Origin of the sequence: Mycobacterium sp. IS-1264, assembly GCF_001954195.1 — a bacterium.
Classification (GTDB): domain Bacteria; phylum Actinomycetota; class Actinomycetes; order Mycobacteriales; family Mycobacteriaceae; genus Mycobacterium.
Genome location: NZ_MBES01000009.1, coordinates 1 through 4475, shown reverse-complemented (window position 1 = coordinate 4475; position 4475 = coordinate 1). Strand labels below are relative to the sequence as shown.

The window sequence follows — 4475 nt, the reverse complement described above, 5'->3', positions numbered from 1 at the left end:
TGCAATTGGTCCAAGAACCACAACCGGTTCTGGGTGAACGACAACGGCACCACCGCCGGCCGCTCCCCGGCCACCAGCGGCTCCAGCCCGTCCCCCTCGGCACCCACACGCAGCGCCAACTGCGCCACCGTCGGCGCTTCGAACAACACGCGCACCGCAAGCCCGGCGTCCAATGCCTTGTTGGCGGCGGCGATCACCCGCATCGCCGACAGTGAATCCCCGCCCAGCTCGAAGAAGGAGTCGTCAACCCCCACCCGCTCCAGACCGAGGACCTGGGCGTAGATGCCGGCCAGTATCTCCTCCACCGCGCCCGAAGGAGCGCGATAGTGATCGCCGTCCCGGTATTCCGGTGCGGGCAACGCCCGCTTGTCGAGTTTGCCGTTCACCGTCAACGGCAGCGCGTCGACCACGACGATGGCGGCCGGCACCATATACGGCGGCAGCTGGTCGGCCAGCTTCGCGCGCAGGCGAGCCGGCTCGCCGGCCCCAGTGACATAGCCCACCAGCCGCTTGTCGCCTGGCCGGTCCTCGCGGGCGATCACCGCCGCCTGCTCCACGCCGTCCAGGCCGGCCAACGCCGCCTGGACTTCACCGAGTTCGATGCGATAGCCGCGGATCTTGACCTGATCGTCGGCGCGGCCCAGGTACTGCAACTGCCCGTCGGCGCCCCAGCGCACCAGATCGCCGGTGCGGTACATGCGGGCCCCGGATGCGCCGAACGGGCACGCGACGAACCGCGACGCCGTCAACCCCGCCCGGCGCACATACCCACACGCCACGCCGCGACCCGCCACATACAACTCCCCGACCACCCCGGCCGGCACCGGCCGCAACCACTCGTCGAGGACGAACGACGCCGCGCCCGGCACCGGCGAGCCGATCGGCGCCACCCCTGACCCCGCCGCCAGCGGCGCACTCATCGCCGCATAGACGGTGGCCTCGGTGGGCCCGTAGGCGTTGATCATCACCCGCCCGGGCGCCCACCGGTCCACCAACTCGGTCGGACAGGCCTCACCGGCGACGATCAACGCCGTCGAATCCAGACCCGCCGGGGACAGCATCCCCACGGCGGAAGGGGTTTGACATAGGACGCTGACGTTTTCGGCGACCAGCAAGGCGTGGAAGTCCTCCGGCGAACGCGCCACCGCCTCGGGCACCACCGCCAGGCGCCCGCCGTGCAGCAGCGCACCGAAGATCTCCCAGACCGAGACGTCGAAGCTGTAGGAATGCCACTGCGACCACACCTGTCCCGGTCCCTGCGGTAGGTCGGCGTGCAGCTTTTCCACCAGCTGGGCGACGTTGCGGTGGGTAACCGCCACGCCCTTGGGGATGCCCGTCGTGCCCGACGTGTAGATCAGGTACGCGATATCGTCAGCTGCCGGCGCCAGCAGCGGCGTGCCGGGCTGGGCGCGAATCCGCGGGTCGCCGATATCGATGACCGGCACCTCGTGACCCCGCATCCGGTCGGCGAACTCGGCAGTGGTGATCGCGGCGGCGGGTGCGGCATCGGCCACCATGAACCCGACCCGGGCCACCGGCAGCGCCGGGTCGATCGGCACGTGCGCCGCCCCGGTCTTGAGCACCGCCAAAATTGCCACGATCGCCTCGGCCGACCGGGAGAAGAGCAGCGCCACCGACTCCCCCGGGCCCGCGCCGTGGCCGGAAAGCAAGTGCGCCAACCGATTCGACGCCTCATCCAGCTCGCGATACGTCCACGAGCGTTCGCCGCAACTGAGGGCCGCCGCCTCGGGAGCGCGCGCCACCTGCGCGGCGAACAACTCCGGGATCGACGCCGACGACGATTCGCCCGCGCTCAAGACGGATCGGTTACCGATCTCGTCGAGCCTGGCGCGCTCGCCGGCGCCCAGGAGATTCACCGACGACAACCGGCGCCCCGGGTCGGTGGTCATGGCCACCAACACCCGCCGTAACCGCTCGACTAGCCCCTCGATGCTGGCCGCGTCGAATACGTCGGTGCGAAATTCCACCTCCCCGCCGATACCGGCGGGCTCGCCGCTGTCGGTCCAGCGTTCGGCCAACGAAAACGTTAGGTCCATGCGGGCGGTGTGGGTGTCCACCGGCAATGGGGTGATTCGCAGATCGCCGAGGTTCAGCGTGGCGGGCTCGTCGTTCTGCCAGGCCAACACCACCTGAATCAACGGAGAATGGGTCAGGCTTCGGCTGGGGTTGAGCCGCTCCACCAGGACCTCGAAAGGCACGTCTTGGTGCTCGTAGGCGGCCAGGCTGCGCTGGCGCACCTGCTCCAACAATTCGCCGGCCGTGGGATCACCGGCCACATCGACCCGCAGCACCAACGTGTTGACGAAGAAACCCACCAAGTCGTCCAGCGCGGGATCACGCCGCCCGGCGATCGGGAACCCCACCGCCACGTCGCTGCTGGCGCTCAGCTTGGACAGCAGCGCCGCCAGGGCGGCCTGGACAACCATGAAACCGGTCGCGTCATGCTCGCGCGCCACTCGCGCGATCTGCTGCTGCAGCTCCGCCGGCCAATTCACCGCGACTTTGGCACCCCGGTAATCGGCGACGGGCGGATACGGCCGATCGGTGGGAAGCTGCAGCCGCTCGGGTAGGCCGGCCAGCGCGTCCTCCCAGTAGGCCAGCTGCGCGGCGATGCGACTCTGATCGTCGTCGAAATCGCCCAACTGCTGGCGCTGCCACAGCGTGTAGTCGACATACTGCACCGGCAGTGGAGGCCAGTCGGGGGCCCGCCCCATGGACCGGCTGGCATACGCCTGGCCCAGGTCTTGCACCAGCGGTCGCACCGACAACCCGTCGGCGGCGATGTGGTGCACGGCGGCCACCAGCACGTGCTCGTGTTCGGCGACGCGGAAAAGCCTTGCTCGCAAAGGAATTTCGGCTTCCAGGTCGAAACCATAGCGGACCGCTTCGTCGACGGCCCCATTGAGGCTGCTTTCCGGCCAGTCGGTGGCGTCGATGATCTGCCAACCGAAATCGGCCCGTTCGACGGGGGCGATCAGCTGCCGGGGCACTCCGTCGGGCGCCGCGAACAGCGTGCGCAGCGACTCGTGGCGGCCCACCACGTCGGCCAGCGCCGCACCCAACGCGTCGGCGTCGAGGCGCCCACTCAACCGCAGCGCCACCGCCATGTTGTAGACCGGTGACGGCCCCTCCAGCTGGTCCAGGAACCACAACCGGCTCTGGGCAAACGACAGCGGAATCACCGCCGGCCGCGGGGCGGCCACCAACGGCTCCAGCCCGCTGCCCTCGGCGCCGACGCGGGGCGCCAACTGCGCCACCGTGGGCGCCTCGAACAGATCCCGCACCGAGAGGCCGGCCTTCAAAGCCTTGTTGGCCGCGGCGATCACCCGCATCGCCAACAGCGAATCCCCGCCCAGGTCGAAGAACGACTCGTCGACCCCGACCCGGTCCAGCCCCAACACCTGGGCATAGATGCCGGCGAGGGTCTCCTCGGCGACTGTGGCCGGAGCGCGATAGCGATCGGCGTCCGAGTATTCCGGCGCCGGCAGGGCCCGTTTGTCGAGCTTGCCGTTGACCGTCAACGGCAGCGCGTCCAACACCACCACCGCGGCCGGGACCATGTACTCGGGCAGTCGCTCGGCCAGCCTCGCGCGGGCCGCGGCCGGCTCGACGCTCCCCGTCACATAGCCGACCAGGCGCTTGTCGCCGGGGCGGTCCTCGCGGGCGATCACCACCGCCTGCTGCACCCCGTCCACACCGGCCAAGGCCGCACGGACTTCGCCCAGCTCGATGCGGAACCCGCGGATCTTGACCTGCTCATCGGCGCGGCCCAGATACCGCAGCTGCCCATCGGCGCCCCAGCAGACCAGGTCCCCGGTGCGATACATCCGTGCCCCGGGTCCGCCAAAGGGGCACGCCACGAACCGCGACGCGGTCAAACCGGCCCGGCGCACATACCCATAGCCGGCCCCCGAACCCGCGACATACAACTCCCCGACCACACCCGCGGGCGCCCGCCGCAACCAGCCGTCGAGCACGAAGAAGCCCAGATTGGCCAGCGGCACACCGATCGGGCTGACGTTGCCGTCGACATCGTCGCCGACGATCTCGCGGAACGAGGCATGCACCGTCGTCTCGGTGGTGCCATACATGTTGATCAGCCGCGGCAACCCTTGGTGGTTGTCCCGCCATGCCCGAAGACGTTGCGGTTCAAGGGCTTCGCCGGCGAACACCACCGCCTCGAGGCTCAGCTGTTGGCCGAGCTCGGGTGCCAGCGCGTCGGCGGTTTGCAGCGCATAGAACGCCGACGGGGTCTGGCTCAACACGCTGACCCGTTCGGCTACCAGCAGGGCGAGAAAGTCTTCGGGTGAGCGCGCCACCGACTCGGGCACCACCACCAGCCGACCGCCATGCAGCAACGCACCCCACATCTCCCATACCGAGACGTCGAACGCCAACGAATGCCATTGCGACCAAACCCGTTTCGCCAGCTCGAGGTGATCGCCCGCAGCGTC

Annotated in this window: 1 protein-coding gene; it reads right to left on the bottom strand. The window is 69.5% G+C overall.

Annotated features, from left to right (window positions below; translation table 11 throughout):
* On the bottom strand, window positions 1-4475 hold a 4475-nt coding region (locus tag A5744_RS01905), incomplete at both ends, for a non-ribosomal peptide synthetase (RefSeq protein WP_139331204.1).